The sequence below is a fragment of the Thermohalobaculum sediminis genome, from assembly GCF_023487995.1.
In the GTDB taxonomy this organism is placed as follows: domain Bacteria; phylum Pseudomonadota; class Alphaproteobacteria; order Rhodobacterales; family Rhodobacteraceae; genus Thermohalobaculum; species Thermohalobaculum sediminis.
Genome location: NZ_JAMFKN010000002.1, coordinates 572,206 through 591,555 on the forward strand (window position 1 = coordinate 572,206; position 19,350 = coordinate 591,555).

Consider the following 19,350-nt stretch of genomic DNA (forward strand, 5'->3'; position numbering starts at 1 on the left):
GCAAGGCGGGTTTTTCGTTTCCACGCGGCGGCGGCCGGGGTAATGGGCGCGCTGTCCCGCGGGCTTGACGGCTGAGGCCCGCTCCTGTCAGGTGCGCCGGTGAAGCGTGGCGTCCGATCCGCCGCGGCGCTGGGGCAGCACATCGGCAGCACGGGGGGACCGGGGTGGTGACGCAACTCACGATCAGGCGGCCGGACGACTGGCACCTCCATCTCCGCGACGGCGCGATGCTGGCTGCGGTCCTGCCCTTCAGCGCAGCGCATTTCGGCAGGGCGATCGTCATGCCGAACCTCGTGCCGCCGGTCGTCACGGCCGCCGATGCCGCCGCCTACCGCGCGCGCATCATGTCGGCGATGCCGCCTGGCGCGGATTTCCAGCCGCTGATGACGCTCTATCTCACCGAATCGACCGATCCCGCTGACGTGGCCGCCGCCGCGGCCTCGGGCCTCGTGACCGCGGTCAAGCTCTATCCGGCGGGCGCGACGACCAACTCGGCCTCCGGGGTGCGCGACATGGCGCGCGTGCTGCCGGTGCTCGAGCGCATGGCCGAGATCGGCCTTCCCCTTTGCGTGCATGGCGAGGTGACCGACCCCGCCGTGGACATCTTCGACCGCGAGGCGGTGTTCCTCGAGCGGGTGCTCGAGCCCCTGCGCCGTCGCGTGCCGGGCCTGCGCGTGGTGCTCGAGCATGTGACGACCCGCGAGGGCGTGGCCTATGTGCGCGAGGGCGGCGAGGGGATCGCCGGCACGCTGACGGTCCATCACCTCGTCATCAACCGCAACCACATCCTCGCCGGCGGCATCCGGCCGCACTACTACTGCCTGCCGGTCGCCAAGCGCGAGACGCATCGCCTCGCCCTGCGCGCCGCCGCCGTCGCGGGCGATCCGCGCTTCTTCCTCGGCACCGATTCGGCCCCGCACACCGATGCGGCCAAGCTCATGCCCTGCGGCTGCGCCGGATGCTTTACCGCGCCGAACGCGATGGCCATCCTCGCGCAGGTGTTCGAGGAGGAGGGCGCGCTCGACCGGCTCGAGGCCTTCACTTCGCTCAACGGGCCCGCCTTCTATCGGCTGCCCCCGAATGAGGCGCGCATCCGGCTGGTGAAGGACGACGCCCTCGGCCTCCTCCCCTCCGAGATCGAGGTGGGCGCCGATACCGTCACCGTCTTCGACCCCGGCTTCCCGCTGACATGGCGGGTGGAAGAGGAGCCCCGCCCGTGATCCCCACCGCCATGCCCGACCGCGCCGTGATCGCGCCCGAGACCGCGAAGATGCTGCTCGAGATCGGCGCCGTCCATTTTCGCGCCGATCCGCCCTACATGCTGACCTCGGGGCTGGCGAGCCCGGTCTATATCGACTGCCGCAAGCTGATCTCCTACCCCCGCATCCGGGCGGCGGCGATGGATTTCGCCTGCTCGATCCTGATGCGCGATGCGGGTTACGAGCGGTTCGATGCCGTCGCGGGCGGCGAGACCGCCGGCATCCCCTTCGCCGCTTGGATCGCCGAGCGCCTCGGCCTTCCCATGCTCTATGTCCGCAAGAAGCCAAAGGGCTTCGGCCGCGACGCGCAGATCGAGGGGCAGATGGCCGAGGGCGCGCGCGTCCTGCTGGTCGAGGACCTGACCACCGATGGCGGCTCGAAGGTGAAATTCGTCGAGGCGATCCGCAAGGCCGGGGGCGAGTGCGCCCACACCGTCGTCGTGTTCTACTACGATATCTTCCCCGAGGTGCGGGGGCGCCTTGCCGATCAGGGTATTGCGCTTCACCACCTCGCCACGTGGCGCGACGTGCTGGCCGAGGCCCGCGCCGGCAGCTATTTCGACACGGCGACCATGGACCAGGTCGAAGCGTTCCTCGACCGTCCGCTCGAATGGTCGGCCGCCAATGGCGGCAAGGGCGACATCTCGATCTGAGCCCCAGCACCGCCCGTCGCACGCGATTCGGACGGCGCGTGCCGCTTGGCACTCACCTTCGTTTCAATTGCTTGAGCAGGCTTTCACGGCTGAAGGCGCGTCCCCTCGCGCCAGCGGCGCAAGGATCAGGGCGCCCGCCACCAGCACCGCGGCGGCGATCAGGCTCGGCCCTGCATAGCTGCCGCTCGCGTCCCGCATCCAGCCCGCGATGGCGGGGCCCGCCATCTGCCCCAGCCCGAAAGCCGCCGTCATCAGCCCCATGACCGCGCGCCCGTCCCCGCCGGCCCGCCGCGCCGCCTCCTGCAGCCCCAGCGCGGTGAGGCCCATGAAGGTGCCGCCCAGTGCTGCGGCCGCGAAGGCGAGCGCGGCCGTCCCCGTCGCCACCGCGCTTAGCCCGACCCCGGCGGCCTCGACCAGCATCGCGGCGCGATAGGCCCGCACCACCCCCCAGCGCGCTCCCGCCCGCGTCCAGAGCCAGACCGACGGGATGGCCGCGAGGCCCACGATCAGCCAGACGACCGTCTCGCCCAGCCGGCCCGACGGGCCCTCGCGCAGGATCGCGACGATGAAGGTCGCGGTGACGACATAGCCGAAGCCCAGCGCCGCATAGGCCGCTACCAGCCGCCAGAGGCCCGGCGCGCGTGCCGCCCCGTTCGCCCGCGGTCCGCGTGCCGCGCCCGGGGCGGCAGGGACCATCAGCGCCGCTACTCCTGCCGCCGTGAGGGCCAGCGCGCCGCCGCTCAGCCAGACCTGCCGCCAGGCATCGGCCGTGGCCAGCACGGGCGAGGCTATGAGGGCCGAGACCACGATGCCCGCGCCCACGCCGGCGAAATGCACGGCGGCAAGCCCGCCGCGGCCCGCCGCGTTCAGCCGCGCCACGATCAGCGACGAGGCCAGCACCAGCACGAAGGCACTCGCTACCCCCCCGGCAAAGCGCAGGGCCGCCCAGAGCCAGAGCGCCTGCGCCCCCGCCATCGCCCCCGTGGTCAGCGCGCTCGCCACCAGTGCGCCCAGCATCAGGCCCCGCGCGTGGCGCGACAGGCCCGGCAGGCTCGCGGCCAGCGCGCCGGCCAGATAGCCCGCGAAGTTCGCGCTGGCGACCAGCCCGGCCTCGGCCGGCCCAAGCCCCGCGCCGGCCATCATCGGCAGCACTGGCGTGTAGAGGAACCGCCCAAGACCCATCGCGGCGGCCAGCGCCACGAATCCGCCGAGGGCGATCATGAGAGGGGAGGGCTCGCTCCGCATGGAGCCGGACGTTAGCGGTCCCGCAGGCATCCCGCTATTGCGCAGTCTGCCTGGCAGGCCCATATCCCCGACATCGGGGTGCCGATGACCGGGCCCCGGCAAGACGTCGCTTGGCAACCGAGGACCGTCTGACATGTCGCGCATCTCGTTCGCGTCGCACCCGTTCCTGCTCGGCTTCGACGAGCTCGACCGCATGGTCGAGCGCGTGTCCAAGGCCGGTACGGACGGCTATCCGCCCTACAACATCGAGCAGCGCGGCGGAGATGCCTTCCGCATCACGCTCGCCGTGGCCGGTTTCGGCGAGTCGGACCTGTCGGTCACCGTCGAGGACCGCAATCTCGTGGTCCGCGGCCGGCAGGTCGAGGACGGCACCGAGCGCCAGTTCCTGCATCGCGGCATCGCCGCGCGGCCCTTTCAGCGCAGCTTCGTGCTGGCCGACCGGGTCGAGGTGGCGGGCGCGGCGCTCGATCGCGGCCTCCTGCACATCGACCTCGTGCGCCGTGCGCCCGAGTCGACGGTGCAGACGATCCGCATCGCCCGGGCCGAGTGAAGCAAAGGAGTGCGCGAGATGACCGACAAGGCCAATCCTGCCGGGTTCCCCAAGGGGTCCGGCCATCCCATCGTCTATGTCCGCGAGGCCGAGCTCGACAGCCTGCCCGACGAGCTGAGGCGCCTGCCGGGGCCGATCTACGCGCTGCACGACGAGGCCGGCAATCGGCTTGCCCTGGCACCCGACCGCAAGCTCGCCTTCGCACTCGCCCGGCGCAACGACCTCGAGCCGCGCAGCGTCCACTGAGCGGCGCCGCGCCCGATTGCGCCGGAATGACGAAGGCCCGGCACCGCGTGCCGGGCCTTTCGCGTGGCGGCCTGGACGGCGACGCGCGGGTTCAGGCCGCGCGGGAGGCCGAGGGCTCGGTCAGCAGCGCATAGAGCGCCTCGGCCCGATCGGTCTGCCGCAGCTTGGTCCGCGTCTCGGCATCGCGCAGGAAGCGCGAGACCCGCGCGAGGGCGCGCAGGTGGTCGGCCCCTGCTTCCTCGGGCGCGAGCAGGGCAAAGACGAGATCCACCGCCTCGCCATCCGCGGCCTCGAAATCCACCGGCCGGTCGAGCCGCGCGAACACCCCGACGATTCGGTCGAGCCCCTCGATCCGGGCATGCGGGATGGCGACGCCGTAGCCCATGGCGGTCGATCCGAGCTTCTCCCGGGCGATCAGCCCTTCGAAGACGCGCCGCGCGGTCAGCCCGTAGGCGTCGCGGGCACGGTTTGCGATCTCCTGCAGGACCTGCTTCTTGCCGGACGCCTTGAGCGTGGCGAGCACGGCCTCGCGTGTCACGAGTTCAGTGAGTTCCATGCGGTGTCATCCACCCTCGATCCATCCCGAACGGCCAGCGGCCACGCTCAGGCGCGGCCGGCTGCGAACTCGGGATCGATCCACCCGATGTTGCCGTCGTCTCTCTGAAAGACGACGTTGAGCCGTCCGTTCGCCTCGTTGCGGAAGATCAGGAAGGGCGCGTGCGCCAGCTCCATCCGCATCACCGCGTCGCCGACCGAATGCGTGCCGATCTCGGTCTTGGTCTCGGCGATGATCACGGGCTGGTCGGCCGCGCCATCGACGCCGGTGTCCTCCTCGTCCTCGCCGCCCGCAAGCACGTAGGACTGCGCCGGGATCAGCTCGGACGCGTCGCGCTGGTGGTGGTTCTTGAGTCGGCGCTTGTAACGGCGTACCTGCTTCTCGATGCGTTCCACCGCCTGCTCGAAGGCGGCATAGATGTCGTCGGCCTGCGCCTGCGCCTGCGCGTGCAGGCCGGTCGAGAGGTCCACCGAGGCATCGCATTTGAAGAAGTTCCGCGCATCCCGCGAGAAGACGACCGTCGCGCCGACCGCGCGATCGAAGTATTTCGCGACGGCAATGTCCAGGCGATCCTCGACATGGCTGCGAAGCGCATCGCCAACGTCGATGTGCTTGCCCGAAACCGTGATGTGCATGATGTCTCCAGCATTTACCGGACCAGGAGCTGGCAACATTCCGGTCCTCCCCTGCCATTTCCGGCTGCCCCAGGCTGCGCACGGGGATGCGCGGGACCTCTGCGGCCGGAAAGACGCGCTACATAAACGCCGACTCGTTTCTGGTCAATGATAACGGGAATGCGCGAGCGGCGAAATGCAGATCGCCGTAAGCCTTTTCAGCCGCGACCGCCCTTGATCCGTCGCCGATCGACCGAGGACGGGATGCGCAGCGCTGTGCGGTACTTGGCGACGGTGCGGCGCGCGATGTCGATTCCCTCGGCGCGCAGCATCTCGACGATGGCGTCGTCCGACAGGATCGCGTTCGGCGCCTCGGCGTCGACCAGTGCTCGGATGCGGTGGCGCACTGCCTCGGCGGCGACGCCGTCCTCGCCCCCGGCCGAGCCGCCCAGCGCGTTGGTGAAGAAGAACTTGAGCTCGAAGATTCCCCGCGGCGTCGCGATGTACTTGTTTGCGGTGACCCGGCTCGCGGTGGATTCATGCAACCCCGTCGCCTCGGCCACCATGCGCAGGGTCAGCGGCCTGAGGCCGGCGATGCCGATCTCGAAGAACGCCCCCTGCTGGCGCACGATCTCGGTCGCGATCGTCATGATGGTGCGGGCGCGCTGGTCGAGGCTGCGGATCAGCCAGTTTGCCTGCGCCCGGCGCTCGGCCAGCCATGTCTCGACCTCGGCGCCGCCGCGTCCGACCCGGGCGGCATAGCGCCGGTCGATCAGCACGCGGGGCAGGGTGTCGGGATTGAGCTCGATCTGCCACGCGCCGTCGGGCATGCGCCGCATCAGCACGTCGGGCACGACCGTCGCAGCCGTCGCAGCCGTCGAGGGGCCGAACGCGGCGCAGGGGCGCGGGTCGAGCGCCCGAAGCTCCGCCAGCATGTCGTCATAATCCTCGGCATCGACCCCGCAGAGGCCGCGCAACCGCCGGTGCTCGCCGCGCCCCAGCAGGTGGAGATTATCGACGAGGCGGCGCATCGCCGGGTCGAGCCGGTCGCGCTCGGCAAGCTGGAGGGCCAGGCACTCGGCCAGCGACCTCGCGCCCACGCCGGTGGGCTCGCAGCCCTGCACCAGCGCCAGCGCCGCCTGCATCAGGGCTGGGCTCGCGCCAAGCTGCACGGCAAGCTCGTCGGTATCCTCGCGCAGGTAGCCGTCGTCGTCGAGCAGACCCACCAGGTGGATCGCCAGCGCCCGCGCCGCGGGCCACGCCCGCATCTGCCCGATCTGGGCCACGAGATGCTCGCGCAGCGTGATGCCCGCCGCCGTCTCGGGCCAGTGCGCTGGGGCGTCGGAATCCGGCCCCGAGCCGCGCCGCCCGCCGGCCGGGTGCGATGGCAGGGCGTCGTCCCATCCCGCGCGCGGCGCCGGGCCGGGCTCGGGCTCGAAAAGGTTCTCGGTGCCGGTGTCGAAGGGTTCCGCGGCGCGGCCGGGGTCGTCGCCCGGCGGCCCGTCGGTCGCCCGCGGCGCGGGGGCAGGCGGCTCGGCGGGCAGTGTTGGCGCGGCGGGGCCGGCCATCGCGATCAGGGGGTTCTCCTCGATCTCGCGCTCGACGAAGGCGGCCAGCTCAAGATTCGACATCTGCAGCAGGCGGATTGCCTGCTGCAGCTGCGGCGTCATCACCAGCTGCTGGCTTTGCCTCAGCTCGAGCCGAAGTCCCTGGGCCATCCCGTCTCCCGCGCCCCCCGGCATGGCGCCGGGCGCGGCCCGTCAGATGCGGAATCCCTCGCCCAGATAGACCCGGCGGACGTTCTCGTCGCGCACCACCTCCTCGGGCGTGCCGCTCATCAGGACGTGACCATCATGCAAGATGTATGCCCGGTCAATGATCTCGAGCGTCTCGCGCACGTTGTGGTCGGTGATGAGCACCCCGATCCCGCGCTCCTTCAGGTGGCCCACCAGCTCGCGGATCTCGCCGACCGCGATCGGGTCGATGCCGGCGAAGGGCTCGTCCAGCAGGATGTAGGACGGGTCGGTGGCAAGGCAGCGCGCGATCTCGACGCGCCGCCGCTCGCCGCCCGACAGGGCCGATGCGGGCGTGCGCCGCAGGTGCGTGATCGAGAACTCGGCCAGAAGTGCATCGAGCCGGCGGTTGCGCTTGACGCGGTCGCGCTCGACCAGTTCCAGCACGGCAAGTATGTTGTCCTCGACCGAGAGGCCGCGGAAGATCGAGGCCTCCTGCGGCAGGTAGCCAAGGCCCATCCGCGCGCGGCGGTACATCGGCAGCAGGCTCACGTCGATCCCGTCCACGACGATCGAGCCCGAATCGCAGGGCACCAGCCCGATCACCATGTAGAAGCAGGTCGTCTTGCCCGCGCCGTTGGGGCCGAGGAGTCCCACCGCCTCGCCGCGCCTCAGAGAGAACGAGACATCCCGCACCACCGGGCGGCGGCGGTAGGACTTGCCGAGGCCGGTGATCACCAGCCCCTCCTGCACGGCCCTGACCTGCGAGTTGGCCGTCATCGGATCAGTTGTTCTGGCTGGGGGTGAAGACGCTCTTCACGCGGCCCTTGCCCTGGCCGTCGATCCGGCCGGTGCCGGAATTGAGGTCGATGGTGAGCGACTCGCCCGAGATCGCGTTGCCGCCCTGGGTCAGCACCACGGCGCCGCCCATTCGGACCACGCCGCCGGCGACGTCGTACTCGGCCCAGCTTCCCGTCGCGGTCTCGGCGCCGTTCGACAGGAAGACGTTGCCATCGGCGCGCATGTTGCGGATGGCGCCGGTCTCGCTGTCGGCCTTCTCCTGGGTGTAGGTCACGGCGACGCGGTCGGCGGTCAGGCGCAGCGTGCCCTGCCCCGCGACGACGCTGCCCGCGAAGATCGCAAGGTTGTTCGCCTGCTGCACCTCGAGGCTGTCCGACGTGATCTCGATCGGCGCGGTCGAGTCGTGCTTGAAGCCGCCGAAGGGGCTCGCGGTCTGGGCGATTGCGCCACCCGCCGCCAGTGCGGCGGCGACGAGCGCGAGCCGGATCGAGCTGAACAACACGTCATCCTCCCAAAGGCACGCCGGACGGCGGCCCGAACCTAGCCATCCTTCGACGGAATGAACAGCACGCGCACGCGGTTTTCAAACCAAATATGGGCGTCCGCGATGCCGCCCTCGCCGGCCTCGGCGTGGAAGCGGCCGGCGTCGATGCTTCCCTCGGGGCCGGTTCCGTGCACCGCGCCGGGGGTCGAGGCGCGCTTGTTGCCGAAATCGATCAGAAGCTCGTCCGTCTCCACCCGCTGGCCGTCCGTGGCGAGGATCACGACATCGCCCGTCAGGGTCAGGGTCTGCGCGCGGCGGCGCAGCAGCCCGCTGGTGGCAGAGGCCGTCACCTGCCGCCCATCGCGCAGGCTCAGCTCGCCGCGCGGCTGCTCCAGCACGATCTCCTCGGGCATGGCCTGGTCGGGCAGCGCCCAGTCGGCCGTCACCACGTAAGGATCGCCCCCATCCGTGACGCCCGCGAAGCGTGGTTGTTCCAGTCTGAGGCCCGCGCCGAGGCGGGCCAGCTCCTCGGCGGTGAAGAGGTCCGCGACCGTGCCCCGCTCGCGGCCTTGCAGGAAGATCAGCGCGACCAGCCCCAGCGCGCAGAGCGGCAGCGCCACCTTCATCGCGCGCACGAGCCGCGAGTGCCGCCTCACCGACCGCTGCCGCCGATCGAGCGCGCGCAGCGCGCGGCCCGTCTCGCGCGGGGCGGATCCGTCCTCAGCCATCGACGCCCGCGCGCAGGCAGTCGTGGACATGGATGATCCCCACCGGCACCGAAGGGGGCGGCGTCTCGCAGACGAACAGGCAGGTGATCTTGCGCCGGTTCATCAGCGCCAGCGCCTCCTGCGCGAGCTGGTCGGTGCGGATGCTGAGCGGCATGGGCGTGGCCACCTCGTCGGCGCGCCGGGTAAGCAGGCCGTCCATCTTCCGGCGCAGGTCGCCGTCGGTGATGATGCCCGTGAGCCGCCCCTTCGCATCGACCGTGCCGGCGACGCCATAGCCCTTCTGCGTCATCACGATCAGTGCCTCCGTCATCGGGGTCGTCTCGGGGATCAGCGGCAACGCGGCGCCGGTCGCCATGACGTCCGAGACCTTGACGAGCTGCGCGCCCAGCTTTCCGCCGGGGTGGAAGACGGCAAAACGTTCGGGGGTGAAGTCGCGCCGCTCCATCAGCGCCACCGCCAGCGCGTCGCCCAGCGCCATCGTCAGCGTCGTCGAGGTGGTGGGGGCAAGCCCCACCGAGCAGGCCTCGCGCGCCTGCGGCAGCACCAGCGCGATGTCGGCCGCGCGCAGCAGCGCCGAGCCGGGCCGGCTCGCCACCCCGATCAGCGGGATCGAGAAGCGCCGGGTGTGGGCCACGATGTCGGCAAGCTCGCGCGTCTCGCCCGAGTTCGACAGCACCAGCGCCACGTCCTTCTGCGTCACCATGCCGAGGTCGCCATGGCTCGCCTCTGCCGGGTGCACGAACTGCGCGGGCGTGCCCGTCGAGGCCAGCGTCGCCGCGATCTTGCGCGCGACATGCCCCGACTTGCCCATGCCCGAGCAGATCACGCGGCCCTCGATCGACATGATGAGATCGACCGCGTCGGCAAAGGCCTCGCCCAGCGTACCCGAGTAGAGCGCGAGCGCCTCGGCCTCGGTCGCCAGCACGCGCCGGCCGGTCTCGATCGCGCGCGCGCGCGCGGCCTCGGCTTCCGCGATGGCGTCGCCCCGATGGCTTTCAGCGAGGGTCACGGGCTCTCCTTTTCCGCGAGGCCGGATGTCGGGGCGTGCGCCCCCGGCATCAGTGCGCGAAGATGTCTTCCTCGGGCCAGCCTGCCAGGTCCAGCATGGCGCGATCCGGCAGGAAACGGAAGCAGGCGGCGGCCGTCTCGGCCCGTCCCTCGCGGGTGAGGCGCAGGTCCAGCTCGGCCTTGAGCCGGTGCAAATACAGCACGTCCGACGCGGCATAGTCGAGCTGCGCCTGCGTCAGCGTCTCGGCGCCCCAATCCGAGCTCTGCTGCTGCTTCGAGATGTCGATCCCGATCAGGTCCTGGCACAGATACCTGAGGCCGTGGCGGTCGGTAAAGGTGCGCACCAGCTTGGACGCGATCTTGGTGCAGTAGACCGGCCGCGCCACCACGCCGAAGGCATGCGCGAGCACGGCGATGTCGAACCGGCCGAAATGGAACAGCTTCTCGACCGCCGGATCCGCCAGCAGGCGCGCGAGGTTCGGGGCCTCGCGCTGCCCCGCGCCGATCTGCACGAGATGCGCCGTGCCGTCGCCGGCCGAGAGCTGCACGAGGCAGAGCCTGTCGCGGTGGGGATTGAGCCCCATCGTCTCGGTGTCGATCGCCACCAAGGGGCCCAGATCGAGCCCGTCGGGCAGATCCCGCTTGTGGAGGGTGACGCTCATCCTCGGCGCGGCGCCTTCTTCTTCGTCATCGTCTGCGAGCGGCGTGGTGCCCAGGAGAAGACTCGAACTTCCACGACCTTTCGGCCACTGGCACCTGAAGCCAGCGCGTCTACCAATTCCGCCACCTGGGCACGGAACCGCTCGCCTCGCGGCGCGTGCGTCATCTAAACGCGCGGGCGGGCGCTGTCAACGGGCGCCGCACGCGATCTTGATCTCGCCCGGCCGGTGCCTGCGGCCATGCGATCCCTTGCCCGGGCCGGGCCGAGCCGCTATCGGATGGACGCAACGGCCCACCGCTGCGCAAGCGGCATCACAACCGAGGTTGAGCGCCATGACCGAGCAAGCCCCCCTCGTCACCATCGTCGGCGGCTCAGGCTTCATCGGCCGCTACATCGCGCAGAACATGGCGCGCCGCGGCTGGCGCGTCCGGGTGGCCGTGCGCCGGCCGAACGAGGCGATGTTCGTCAAGCCCTACGGTGTCGTGGGCCAGGTCGAGCCAGTGCAGTGCAACGTGCGGGACGACGCCTCGATGGCGCGCGTGATCGCCGGCGCCGACGCGGTGATCTACTCGGTCGGCGTGCTGTTCGAGTCGGGCGCGAACCGCTTCGCAGCGGTGCAGGCCGAGGGACCGGCGCGCGCCGCGCGCCTTGCCCGCGAGGCCGGCGTCGGCCGCTTCGTCCTCATCTCCGCGATCGGCGCGGATGCCGACAGCCCCTCGGAATACGCCCGCACCAAGGCTGCGGGCGAGGCCGGCGTGCTCGCGGCCTTCCCCGAGGCGGTGATCCTGCGTCCCTCGGTGGTGTTCGGGCAGGAGGATGGCTTCTTCAACCGCTTTGCCGCCATGGCGCGGCTGTCGCCGGTGGTGCCCATCGTCGGCGGCGCCACGCGCTTCCAGCCGGTCTGGGTGCAGGACGTGGCCGACGCCGCCGCCAAGGCCGCGGCGGGCGAGGCCGCGCCGGGCGCCTACGAACTGGGCGGCCCGCGGATCTACACGTTCCGCGATCTCGTCTCGCTCACGCTCAGGGTGATCCGCCGCCGCCGGCTGATCCTCGACCTGCCCTTCTTCATCGGGCGCATCCAGGGCAAGCTCCTGTCGATCCTGCCCAACCCGCCGCTGACCGAGGACCAGGTGCGCCTGCTCGAGAGCGACAACGTCGTGAGCCCGGGCGCGCGGGGCTTCGAGGCGCTGGGCATCGAGCCGAAGGCCGCCGAAGGGATCATCGAGACCTATCTCTACGCCTGTCGACCCTACGGTCAGTACTCGCGTCTGACCGAGAACCGCGAAGCCTGATAGCGCGCGTCAGGCAATCGCGCGCGCGACCAGCACCAGCAGAACCGCGCCGATCGCCGCGACGACGATCTGGTTGACGACCGGCGAGCCGAGGTTGATCGCGACCCCCAGGGCGGGCAGGACGATGCCGCCCACGATTGCGCCCAGAATGCCCCAGACGATGTATTTCAGGGGCCCCCCGCCGCCCACGACGAAGCTTGCGAGCCATCCGGCGACGAGGCCGATCAGCAGGGTGGCGATGATTCCCTGAATGGTCATCCGAGGGTCTCCTTCTCGCGGCGCTCCCCTCAGGAATACGCGAGCGCGAGCAGGAGCGTTCCAAGCGCGAGCCGGTAGAGCACGAAGGGCGTCATCGTCCAGCTGGCCCGGAACATCCGCATCATGACAGAGAGCGCCGCCAGCGCCGCCATGCACGAGAGGGCCGCGCCGAGCAGCAATTCACCGCCCACCGCGAAGCTGCCAGCGCTCACCAGTTCGGCGCTCTCCAGCACCACCGCCGCCAGCGTCACCGGCACCGCCATCAATAGCGAGATGCGCGCCGCCTCGTCGCGGCGGAACCCCAGCGCGCGGGCCGTCATCATCGTGATGCCCGACCGGCTGGTGCCCGGAACCAGCGCCAGCGCCTGTGCGAAGCCCATCGCCAGCGCGTCGCGCAGGCCCCAGTCGGCACCGATCCGCCGCTCGGCGCCGAAGCGGTCGGCAAGCCACAGCGCCACACCCCAAAGGATCGTCGTCCAGCCGATCACCTCGACCACGCGCAGCGCATCCATGGCGCCCGCAAGCTTCAGGCCCAGCCCGGCGACGAGCGCGGGCAACGTCGCGATCCCGACGAGGAGCGCCGTGCGCGCCTCGGCGCCGCGGCGTTGCCCGGAGGCGATCTGCAAGGTGCCGCGCCCCAGCACGGCGACGTCGCGGCGGAAGTAGATGCAGACAGCCACCAGCGTGCCCAGATGCACGGCGACGTCCATCATGAGCCCCTGGTCCGGCCGTCCGGTCATCAACGGCCACAGGATCAGGTGCCCCGAGGACGAGATCGGCAGGAATTCCGTCACCCCCTGGATCAGGGCGAGCATGATGATGTCGAAGAGCGCCATGGCCCACCCTGATTCGCGGCGCCCGCATCCGCGCCCGGCTCTCTCAGCCGCGTGACGACAGTCCTAGAGCCCGCGGCGGGGAAGGCAACGGGAAAGAAAGGTCAGCAGAATTGACTTAAAAATTCACCTCTTCCATCCTGCGGGTGCGGGCGGGCCAAAAAAACATGAATAAAGGTCAACTATACTGACTTTTCATCCGCGATCCCTTGATGTATCCCCGAAACCCGGTTTCCGACCCCCGATGGCGGGCGGCCCGTCGGGCTGCGCCGGGAACAGGAAGCGGACGGCAACCCGGCACGGCCGGGACGCCGCCGAGGAAGAAGGGACAGGGCCGATGGCTCAACGGATGCTGAAATTCGTCTCGCTCGGGCGAGAGATGCCGCCGAAGCGCGCGGCCGCCGAGCGCGCGCAGGACTTCGACGAGATCTACCGCGAGTTCGCGCGCGAGAAGGCGGCCGAGCAGGCGGCGCGCTGCAGCCAGTGCGGCGTGCCGTTCTGCCAGTCCGGCTGCCCGCTCCACAACAACATCCCCGACTGGCTCAAGGCCGTGGCCGAGGGCCGGATGGAGGAGGCGTATCGCCTCTCGTCCGACACCAACACCTTCCCCGAGATCTGCGGCCGGATCTGCCCGCAGGACCGGCTCTGCGAGGGCAACTGCGTCATCGAGCAGTCGGGCCACGGCACCGTGACCATCGGCGCCATCGAGAAATACATCACCGAGACCGCCTTCGAGGAGGGCTGGATCGAGGCCCCGACGCCGCGCCACGAGCGTCCCGAGTCGGTCGGCATCATCGGCGCGGGTCCCGCGGGCCTCGCCTGCGCCGAGCGGCTGCGCCGCGCCGGCGTGCAGGTCACGGTCTATGACCGCTACGACCGGGCCGGGGGTCTCATGATCTACGGCATCCCCGGCTTCAAGCTGGAGAAGGACGTGGTCCTGCGCCGCTGGGAGCAGCTCGAGAAGGGCGGCGTGCGCTTCGTCATGAACTGCGACATCGGCGCGGCCAAGAGCTTCGAGGAAATCCGCCTCGTCCATGACGCGGTGCTGATCGCCACCGGCGTCTACAAGGCGCGCGAGATCGGCGGTCCTGGCTCGGGCGCGACCGGCATCGTGCAGGCGCTCGACTATCTGACCGCCTCGAACCGCAAGGGCTGCGGCGACGCGGTGCCCGAGTTCGACGACGGCACGCTGAACGCCGAAGGCAAGCGCGTCGTGGTGATCGGCGGCGGCGACACGGCGATGGACTGCGTGCGCACCGCCATCCGGCAGGGCGCGAAGTCGGTGAAATGCCTCTACCGCCGCGACCGGGCGAACATGCCGGGCAGCCAGCGCGAGGTCCAGAACGCCGAAGAGGAGGGCGTCGAGTTCGTCTGGCTCGCGGCCCCGAAGGGCTTCACCTCGGCCGACCGGGTGACCGGCGTCAAGGTCCAGCGCATGCGCCTCGGCGCGCCCGACTCGACGGGCCGCCAGGTGCCCGAGGAGATCCCCGGCGCGGACTATACCGAGCCCTGCGAGCTTGCCATCAAGGCGCTGGGCTTCGAGCCCGAGGACCTGCCGAAGCTGTGGGGCGTCGAGGGGCTCGATGTCACCCGCTGGGGCACGATCAAGGCGGATTTCCGCACGCACGCGACCGCGCTCGACGGGGTCTATGCCGCGGGTGACATCGTGCGGGGCGCAAGCCTGGTGGTCTGGGCGATCCGCGACGGGCGCGAGGCGGCCGACGCCATGCTCGCGCGCTTCGACGCGGCCGCGGCGATCGCCGCCGAATGACCGTTGCGCCGCGCGGACCTCGCGCGGCACGCATCATCCCCGCAGCCCCACCGGCGCGGGAGCTCGAAGGAGGAGCCGGCCCATGACCAGGATCATCGACGAGACGTGGATCGCGGCGCGCGAGGCCAAGGCCGAGAAGCTGGCCGGCACCGGCATGTATCTGCCCGAGGAGGAGCATGCCTCCTGCGGCGTCGGCCTCGTCTGTGCGGTCGATGGCACCCCCCGGCGGCAGGTGGTCGAATACGGCATCGCAGCCCTCAAGGCGGTCTGGCACCGCGGCGCGGTGGATGCCGACGGCAAGACCGGTGACGGCGCGGGCATCCACACCGAGATCCCGGTCGAGTTCTTCCGCGACCAGGTCCGCCGCACCGGGCACGAGCCCTCGGACGCGCTGCTCGCCGTGGGCCAGGTGTTCCTGCCGCGCACCAATTTCGGCGCGCAGGAGACCTGCCGCACCATCGTCGAGCAGGAGGTGCTGCGCCTCGGCTATTACATCTATGGCTGGCGGCAGGTGCCGGTGAACATCGGCGTTCTGGGCCAGAAGGCCAACGCCACGCGCCCGGCCATCGAGCAGATCCTGATCTCGAACTCGAAGGGCGTGGATGAGGAGACCTTCGAGCGCGAGCTCTACGTCATCCGCCGCCGCATCGAGAAGGCCGTGGTATCAGCCCAGATCGCGGGCTTCTACGTCTGCTCGCTGTCCTGCCGGTCGGTCATCTACAAGGGCATGATGCTGGCCGAGCAGGTCGCCGAGTTCTACCCGGATCTCAAGGACGAGCGCTTCGTGTCGGCCTTCGCGATCTACCACCAGCGCTATTCGACCAACACCTTCCCGCAGTGGTGGCTGGCGCAGCCCTTCCGCATGCTCGCCCATAACGGAGAGATCAACACGCTGAAGGGCAACCTCAACTGGATGAAGAGCCACGAGATCCGCATGGCCTCGGCGACCTTCGGCGAGCTTGCCGAGGACATCAAGCCGATCGTGGCACAGGGCTCGTCCGACTCGGCTGCACTTGACGCCGTCTTCGAGGTGATGGTCCGCGCGGGCCGCACCGCGCCCATGGCCAAGACCATGCTGGTGCCCGAGGCCTGGTCGAACGACAGCGCGATGCCGGAATCCTGGCGCGCGATGTATGCCTATTCCAACGCCGTGATGGAGCCCTGGGACGGCCCCGCCGCGCTGGCGATGACCGATGGCCGCTGGGTGGTCGCGGGGCTCGACCGCAACGGCCTCAGGCCGATGCGCTACGTCATCACCGGCGACGGCCTCGTCATCGCCGGGTCCGAGGTCGGCATGGTGCCGACCGACGAGGCCACGGTGCGCGAGAAGGGCGCGCTGGGCCCCGGCCAGATGCTTGCCATCGACATGGCCGAGGGGCGCGTGCTGCACGACGCCGAGATCAAGGACGAGCTGGCCGCCGAGCGCCCCTATGCCGAGTGGATCGAGCGGATCACCGATCTATCGGCTGATATCGAGACTCTGCGCGAGCCGCGCGGCCTCGAGGGCGAGGCCCTGCGCCGGCGCCAGATCGCCGCGGGTTACACGGTCGAGGAACTCGAGGCGATCCTCCATCCGATGGCCGAGGACGCCAAGGAGGCGATCGGCTCGATGGGAGACGACACGCCCGCGGCGGTGCTCTCGGACCATTACAGGCCGCTCAGCCACTTCTTCCGCCAGAACTTCAGCCAGGTCACGAACCCGCCGATCGACAGCTTGCGCGAGCACCGGGTGATGAGCCTCAAGACGCGCTTCGGCAACCTCAAGAACGTGCTGGACGAGGACTCGTCCCAGACCGAGATTATCACGCTGGAAAGCCCGGTCGTCTCGAATGGCCAGTACGCCAAGATGATCGCGGCCTTCGGCGAGAGCTACCGGGTCATCGACTGCACTTTCCCCGCCGAGGACGGGCCGCGGGCGCTGCGCGCGCACCTCAACCGGGTCCGCGCCGAGGCCGAGGAGGCCGTGCGCGCGGGTTGCGGTCACATCGTGCTGACCGACGAGGCGGTCTCGACCGGGCGCATCGGGATGCCGATGATCCTCGCCACCTCGGCCGCCCATGCCTGGCTGACCCGGCATGGGCTCAGGACCTTCTGCTCGCTCAACGTGCGCTCGGCCGAGTGCATCGACCCGCATTACTTCGCGGTGCTGATCGGCGTGGGCGCGACCACGGTGAACGCGTGGCTGGCGCAGGAGTCGATCGCCGACCGGGTGCGTCGCGGATTGCTGGGCGACATGACGGTCGAGCAGGCGGTGGCGAACTTCCGCACCGCCATCGACCAGGGCCTGCTCAAGATCATGTCGAAGATGGGTATCTCGGTGATCTCGTCCTACCGCGGCGGTTGCAACTTCGAGGCGGTGGGCCTCAGCCGCGCCGTGGTGGCGGAATTCTTCCCCGGCATGCCCTCGCGCATCTCGGGCATCGGCATCGCGGGCATCGAGACTAAGCTGCGCGCCCTCCACGCCCGCGCCTGGGACGAGCGCACCGAGATGCTGCCGATCGGCGGCATCTACAAGGCCCGCCGCAAGGGCGAGGCCCATGCCTGGGGCGCGCAGGTCATCCACGCGCTGCAGAACGCGGTCGCCGCGAATTCCTACGGCGCGTGGAAGCGCTATTCAGACGCGATGCGGGCACAGCCGCCGATCCACCTGCGCGACCTTCTCGACTTCAAGCCCGTGGGCCGGGCCGTGCCGCTGGAGGAGGTCGAGTCGATCACCTCGATCCGCAAGCGCTTCGTCACCCCCGGGATGAGCTTGGGCGCGCTCAGCCCCGAGGCGCACAAGGCGCTCAACGTCGCGATGAACCGGATCGGCGCGAAGTCGGACTCGGGCGAGGGCGGCGAGGACCCCAAGCATTTCCTCCCCGAGCCGAATGGCGACAATCCGTCCGCCAAGATCAAGCAGGTGGCCTCGGGCCGCTTCGGCGTGACGGCCGAATATCTCAACCACTGCTCGGAACTCGAGATCAAGATCGCGCAGGGCGCCAAGCCCGGCGAGGGTGGCCAGCTGCCCGGCTTCAAGGTCACCGAGATGATCGCGAAGCTCAGGCACTCGACCCCCGGCGTGACGCTCATCTCGCCGCCGCCGCATCACGACATCTACTCGATCGAGGACCTCGCCCAACTGATCTACGACCTCAAGCAGATCAACCCCGAGGCCAAGGTCTGCGTGAAGCTGGTCTCGGCCACCGGGGTCGGCACGATTGCCGCGGGCGTGGCCAAGGCCAAGGCCGACGTGATCCTGATCTCGGGCCACAACGGCGGCACCGGCGCATCGCCCCAGACCTCGATCAAGTATGCCGGCCTGCCCTGGGAGATGGGGCTGACCGAGGCCCACCAGGTGCTGGCGCTGAACGACCTGCGCGGGCGGGTCACGCTGCGCACCGATGGCGGGCTGAGGACCGGACGCGACATCGTCATCGCCGCGATGATGGGGGCCGAGGAATTCGGCATCGGCACCGCCGCGCTGATCGCGATGGGCTGCATCATGGTGCGCCAGTGCCAGTCGAACACCTGCCCGGTGGGCGTCTGCACCCAGGATCCGGCGCTCCGCGAGAAGTTCACCGGCTCGGCCGAGAAGGTCGTCAACCTCTTCACCCTGATGGCCGAGGAGGTGCGCGAGATCATGGCACGCCTTGGCGTGCGGAGCTTCGACGAGATCATCGGGCGCTCGGACATGCTGACGCAGGTCAGCCGGGGGGCTGCCCATCTCGACGACCTCGACCTCAACCCGATGCTGGTGCGCGTCGACGAGGGCGAGGCCGTGAAGCTCGACCGCCTGCGGGGCCGCACCGAGGTGCCCGACACGCTCGATGCCCAGATCGTCAAGGATGCAGGCCCGTTCTTCAAGGACGGCGAGAAGATGCAGCTCAACTACTCGGTTCAGAACACGCTGCGCACCATCGGGACCCGCGTCTCCAGCCATATCGTCCGCCGCTTCGGGATGCGCAACCAGTTGCAGGAAGGGCATCTGACCGTGCGGCTCGAGGGGTCCTGCGGCCAGTCGCTGGGCGCCTTTGCCGCCCCCGGCCTCAAGCTCGAGGTGGTGGGTGATTCGAACGACTATGTCGGGAAGGGGCTGTCGGGCGGCGTCATAACCGTGCGCCCGCCGCTCAACTCGCCGCTGGTTGCGCACCAGAACACCATCATCGGCAACACGGTGCTCTATGGCGCGACGGCCGGGAAGCTGTTTGCCGCCGGCCGCGCGGGCGAGCGGTTCTGCGTCCGCAACTCGGGCGCCGAGGTGGTCGTCGAGGGCTGCGGCTCGAACGGCTGCGAATACATGACCGGCGGGCGGGCGGTGATCCTCGGCCCCGTGGGCGACAACTTCGCGGCCGGCATGACAGGCGGGATGGCCTTCGTGCTGGATGCGGACGGACAGTTCCAGCGGCGGGTGAACCCCGAAACGGTCGTCGTCCAGCGCATCGCCGCGCATTACTGGGAGGAGGTGCTGCGCGACCTCGTGGCCGAGCACGCCCGCCAGACCGGATCGGCGCTTGCCGCGGGCATCATTCGCGACTGGTCCGAGCATGTCGGCCGCTTCTGGCAGATCTGCCCGAAGGAGATGGTGAGCCGTCTCGACCATCCGCTGACCGAGCAGGCGGCGGTCGAGACCGCCTGAGACGCACGCCCCCGCCATGGGCCCCAGCCACCGAGCTGGG

Annotated in this window: 18 protein-coding genes and 1 tRNA gene; 7 read left to right on the plus strand and 12 right to left on the minus strand. The window is 70.1% G+C overall.

The annotated features are described in order from the left end of the window. The first annotated feature begins 227 nt into the window (after window positions 1–227). Window positions 228–1,220 carry a dihydroorotase gene (gene pyrC / locus M1105_RS06695; RefSeq protein ID WP_406600606.1) on the plus strand — a complete coding sequence of 331 codons (993 nt, stop codon included), beginning with the start codon at window positions 228–230 and terminating at the stop codon, window positions 1,218–1,220. Further along, entirely contained in the window at window positions 1,217–1,912 is a 696-nt protein-coding gene (locus M1105_RS06700; protein WP_249579566.1) for an orotate phosphoribosyltransferase, read from the plus strand. Before pyrC ends, M1105_RS06700 begins: the two co-directional genes overlap by 4 nt. 63 nt (window positions 1,913–1,975) lie before the next feature. Here M1105_RS06700 and M1105_RS06705 read toward each other — a convergent pair whose 3' ends face one another. Next, window positions 1,976–3,133 carry a YbfB/YjiJ family MFS transporter gene (locus M1105_RS06705; RefSeq protein ID WP_249579567.1) on the minus strand — a complete coding sequence of 386 codons (1,158 nt, stop codon included), beginning with the start codon at window positions 3,131–3,133 and terminating at the stop codon, window positions 1,976–1,978. A gap of 157 nt (window positions 3,134–3,290) precedes the next feature. On the opposite strand from M1105_RS06705, the gene M1105_RS06710 reads away from it, so the two are divergent. Next, complete coding sequence (locus M1105_RS06710; protein WP_249579568.1) at window positions 3,291–3,707, plus strand: Hsp20 family protein; 417 nt, start codon at window positions 3,291–3,293, stop codon at window positions 3,705–3,707. Between the two features lie 18 nt (window positions 3,708–3,725). Then, window positions 3,726–3,953 (plus strand): DUF1150 family protein, encoded by a 228-nt coding sequence (locus tag M1105_RS06715; protein ID WP_249579569.1) that lies wholly within the window; start codon window positions 3,726–3,728, stop codon window positions 3,951–3,953. 91 nt (window positions 3,954–4,044) lie between these two features. Here M1105_RS06715 and ptsN read toward each other — a convergent pair whose 3' ends face one another. From ptsN to M1105_RS06760, 9 genes are all read right to left on the minus strand, one after another. Then, entirely contained in the window at window positions 4,045–4,509 is a 465-nt protein-coding gene (gene ptsN / locus M1105_RS06720) for a PTS IIA-like nitrogen regulatory protein PtsN (protein WP_249579570.1), read from the minus strand. 47 nt (window positions 4,510–4,556) lie between these two features. Continuing rightward, window positions 4,557–5,144 (minus strand): ribosome hibernation-promoting factor, HPF/YfiA family, encoded by a 588-nt coding sequence (gene hpf / locus M1105_RS06725; protein ID WP_249579571.1) that lies wholly within the window; start codon window positions 5,142–5,144, stop codon window positions 4,557–4,559. A 197-nt stretch (window positions 5,145–5,341) separates the two neighbouring features. Continuing rightward, the gene (gene rpoN / locus M1105_RS06730; protein ID WP_249579572.1) at window positions 5,342–6,841 is read right to left on the minus strand and encodes an RNA polymerase factor sigma-54; all 1,500 of its coding nucleotides are present in this window, start codon (window positions 6,839–6,841) and stop codon (window positions 5,342–5,344) included. Window positions 6,842–6,883: 42 nt separating this feature from the next. Next, window positions 6,884–7,636: an LPS export ABC transporter ATP-binding protein gene (gene lptB / locus M1105_RS06735; protein WP_249579573.1), complete on the minus strand. Its 753-nt coding sequence runs from the start codon at window positions 7,634–7,636 to the stop codon at window positions 6,884–6,886. A gap of 4 nt (window positions 7,637–7,640) precedes the next feature. Next, window positions 7,641–8,159: a lipopolysaccharide transport periplasmic protein LptA gene (gene lptA, locus M1105_RS06740; RefSeq protein WP_249579574.1), complete on the minus strand. Its 519-nt coding sequence runs from the start codon at window positions 8,157–8,159 to the stop codon at window positions 7,641–7,643. A 38-nt stretch (window positions 8,160–8,197) separates the two neighbouring features. Then, entirely contained in the window at window positions 8,198–8,899 is a 702-nt protein-coding gene (lptC, locus tag M1105_RS06745) for an LPS export ABC transporter periplasmic protein LptC (RefSeq protein ID WP_249579575.1), read from the minus strand. Further along, window positions 8,862–9,812, minus strand: coding sequence for a KpsF/GutQ family sugar-phosphate isomerase (locus M1105_RS06750; protein WP_249579678.1), 951 nt, complete (start codon window positions 9,810–9,812; stop codon window positions 8,862–8,864). The genes lptC and M1105_RS06750 overlap by 38 nt, the downstream gene beginning before the upstream one ends. 115 nt (window positions 9,813–9,927) lie before the next feature. Then, on the minus strand, window positions 9,928–10,539 hold the full coding sequence (locus tag M1105_RS06755) for a ribonuclease D (protein WP_249579576.1): 612 nt from the start codon (window positions 10,537–10,539) through the stop codon (window positions 9,928–9,930). A 44-nt stretch (window positions 10,540–10,583) separates the two neighbouring features. Then, a tRNA-Leu gene (locus M1105_RS06760) sits at window positions 10,584–10,670 on the minus strand. Between the two features lie 200 nt (window positions 10,671–10,870). Between M1105_RS06760 and M1105_RS06765 the strand changes: the two genes are divergently transcribed. Then, on the plus strand, window positions 10,871–11,830 hold the full coding sequence (locus tag M1105_RS06765) for a complex I NDUFA9 subunit family protein (protein ID WP_249579577.1): 960 nt from the start codon (window positions 10,871–10,873) through the stop codon (window positions 11,828–11,830). A gap of 9 nt (window positions 11,831–11,839) precedes the next feature. Here the strand turns inward: M1105_RS06765 and M1105_RS06770 are convergent, their stop codons facing one another. Together M1105_RS06770 and M1105_RS06775 are read right to left on the minus strand one after the other, a co-directional pair. After that, on the minus strand, window positions 11,840–12,088 hold the full coding sequence (locus M1105_RS06770) for a GlsB/YeaQ/YmgE family stress response membrane protein (protein WP_249579578.1): 249 nt from the start codon (window positions 12,086–12,088) through the stop codon (window positions 11,840–11,842). Between the two features lie 29 nt (window positions 12,089–12,117). Continuing rightward, window positions 12,118–12,924 carry an undecaprenyl-diphosphate phosphatase gene (locus tag M1105_RS06775; RefSeq protein ID WP_249579579.1) on the minus strand — a complete coding sequence of 269 codons (807 nt, stop codon included), beginning with the start codon at window positions 12,922–12,924 and terminating at the stop codon, window positions 12,118–12,120. A 334-nt stretch (window positions 12,925–13,258) separates the two neighbouring features. Between M1105_RS06775 and M1105_RS06780 the strand changes: the two genes are divergently transcribed. Continuing rightward, window positions 13,259–14,692 carry an NAD(P)-dependent oxidoreductase gene (locus M1105_RS06780; protein ID WP_249579580.1) on the plus strand — a complete coding sequence of 478 codons (1,434 nt, stop codon included), beginning with the start codon at window positions 13,259–13,261 and terminating at the stop codon, window positions 14,690–14,692. A gap of 82 nt (window positions 14,693–14,774) precedes the next feature. Then, window positions 14,775–19,310, plus strand: a complete 4,536-nt coding sequence (gltB, locus tag M1105_RS06785) for a glutamate synthase large subunit (RefSeq protein WP_249579581.1) — start codon at window positions 14,775–14,777, stop codon at window positions 19,308–19,310. Window positions 19,311–19,350 lie beyond the last annotated feature (40 nt).

What these genes read in the sequence shown, in the direction of transcription:
- pyrC (WP_406600606.1), top strand. Translation starts at nt 228, where the DNA reads ATGCTGGCTGCGGTCCTGCCCTTCAGCGCAGCGCATTTCGGCAGGGCG.
- M1105_RS06705 (WP_249579567.1), bottom strand. Translation starts at nt 3,133, where the DNA reads ATGATCGCCCTCGGCGGATTCGTGGCGCTGGCCGCCGCGATGGGTCTT.
- M1105_RS06710 (WP_249579568.1), top strand. Translation starts at nt 3,291, where the DNA reads ATGTCGCGCATCTCGTTCGCGTCGCACCCGTTCCTGCTCGGCTTCGAC.
- M1105_RS06715 (WP_249579569.1), top strand. Translation starts at nt 3,726, where the DNA reads ATGACCGACAAGGCCAATCCTGCCGGGTTCCCCAAGGGGTCCGGCCAT.
- ptsN (WP_249579570.1), bottom strand. Translation starts at nt 4,509, where the DNA reads ATGGAACTCACTGAACTCGTGACACGCGAGGCCGTGCTCGCCACGCTC.
- hpf (WP_249579571.1), bottom strand. Translation starts at nt 5,144, where the DNA reads ATGCACATCACGGTTTCGGGCAAGCACATCGACGTTGGCGATGCGCTT.
- rpoN (WP_249579572.1), bottom strand. Translation starts at nt 6,841, where the DNA reads ATGGCCCAGGGACTTCGGCTCGAGCTGAGGCAAAGCCAGCAGCTGGTG.
- lptB (WP_249579573.1), bottom strand. Translation starts at nt 7,636, where the DNA reads ATGACGGCCAACTCGCAGGTCAGGGCCGTGCAGGAGGGGCTGGTGATC.
- lptC (WP_249579575.1), bottom strand. Translation starts at nt 8,899, where the DNA reads ATGTCCACGACTGCCTGCGCGCGGGCGTCGATGGCTGAGGACGGATCC.
- M1105_RS06755 (WP_249579576.1), bottom strand. Translation starts at nt 10,539, where the DNA reads ATGAGCGTCACCCTCCACAAGCGGGATCTGCCCGACGGGCTCGATCTG.
- M1105_RS06765 (WP_249579577.1), top strand. Translation starts at nt 10,871, where the DNA reads ATGACCGAGCAAGCCCCCCTCGTCACCATCGTCGGCGGCTCAGGCTTC.
- M1105_RS06770 (WP_249579578.1), bottom strand. Translation starts at nt 12,088, where the DNA reads ATGACCATTCAGGGAATCATCGCCACCCTGCTGATCGGCCTCGTCGCC.
- M1105_RS06775 (WP_249579579.1), bottom strand. Translation starts at nt 12,924, where the DNA reads ATGGCGCTCTTCGACATCATCATGCTCGCCCTGATCCAGGGGGTGACG.
- M1105_RS06780 (WP_249579580.1), top strand. Translation starts at nt 13,259, where the DNA reads ATGGCTCAACGGATGCTGAAATTCGTCTCGCTCGGGCGAGAGATGCCG.
- gltB (WP_249579581.1), top strand. Translation starts at nt 14,775, where the DNA reads ATGACCAGGATCATCGACGAGACGTGGATCGCGGCGCGCGAGGCCAAG.